This is a genomic window from Rhodococcus sp. NPDC127593, from assembly GCF_042671975.1.
Taxonomy (GTDB): domain Bacteria; phylum Actinomycetota; class Actinomycetes; order Mycobacteriales; family Mycobacteriaceae; genus Rhodococcus_F.
The window spans coordinates 1-1,367 of the sequence record NZ_JBHXWI010000180.1; the positions used below are offsets into that span (position 1 = coordinate 1).

General features: G+C 65.9%; 1 protein-coding gene. It reads left to right on the top strand.

Annotated features, from left to right (window positions below):
- Positions 1 to 150: 150 nt before the first annotated feature.
- Positions 151 to 1,367, top strand: a 1,217-nt coding sequence (locus tag ACFVJ3_RS49470) for a DUF2252 domain-containing protein (protein ID WP_378459043.1), incomplete at its 3' end; no start/stop codon positions are given.

The window sequence follows — 1,367 nt, forward strand, 5'->3', positions numbered from 1 at the left end:
CGAAGAATCACGCGGTGACCGTCTCTCGTCCGGTTACGACACGCCGGTCATTGGTACGAGATCCGGCTCGTACACCATCATCGTGGACGCAACCTGCCGGACTGCACTCGGGGAACTCCGACGGTCCTGGCCGACCGCAACCAACAGTGCTTGACTGGCACTATCACGCCGCCGGCCGAAAGGGTGTGGATCATCGTGCGCTGCGCGAACGAACGATCCGCGATGGCCGGTGAGTCGGTGCCGTTCTCGGATCGAAGCCGGGACGGGGCGCCCCGTCCGAGCCGCGAGCAACGGGCCGCATCGGGTAAGGCGGCACGCGCGCAGGCACCATTGGACGGGCACGCCGACTTCCGGCCGGCACCCTCGCGTGATCCGGTCACGTTGTTGCTCAGCCAGGCCGCGACCCGCGTACCCGAGCTGCTGCCGATCCGATACGATCGGATGTTGTTCTCGCCGTTCGCATTCTACCGAGGTGCGGCACTGGTGATGGCCGCCGACCTCAACACCGCCCCGACGTCAGGGCTGCACGCTCAACTGTGCGGTGACGCGCACCTGTCCAACTTCGGTGCCTACGCCTCACCTGAGCGTCGTCTCGTCTTCGACCTCAACGACTTCGACGAGACCCTGCCCGGCCCGTTCGAATGGGATGTCAAACGGTTGGCCGCCAGCCTCGTCGTGGCAGGACGGGACAACGGATTCACTGCCAAACAGAACCGCAAGACCACACTCGCGGCCGTGGGCGCGTACCGCACAGCCATGCGAACCTTCGCCACCCAGCCGATCCTCGACGTCTGGTACGCGCACCTCAACATCGACGACGCCCTCACCGAGTACGAGTCCACGCTCACCTCCCACAAGTCGAAGCAGAGGAAGACGGAGCTCGAGGCGGCCGAAACCGTGCTCGCGAAGGCGCACACCCGCGACCGCCTGCAGGCGATCGGGAAGCTGACCACCGTCATCGACCGCACGCGGCGGATCATCAGCGATCCACCGCTGATCGTCCCGATCGACGAGCTCACCGGATTCGACCCCGATCTGCTGCTCGACCGACTACGAGATCTGGTCGCCGCCTACCGCGACACCCTCCAAACCGACCGACGACACCTGCTCGATCACTTCACCCTCACCGACGTGGCACACAAGGTGGTCGGCGTGGGCAGTGTCGGCACCCGCGCGTGGATTCTGCTGCTCGAAGCAGGAGTCGAGGCCGAAGCCCTGCTCCTGCAAGCCAAACAAGCCGACAAGTCGGTCCTGGCCGCCTACGCGGGCGAATCGGAGTACACCAACCAGGGAGAACGGGTGGTCACCGGACAACGCCTCATGCAGGCCACCAGCGACATCTGTCCCGGCCGCCGGTGGGCTGCGCG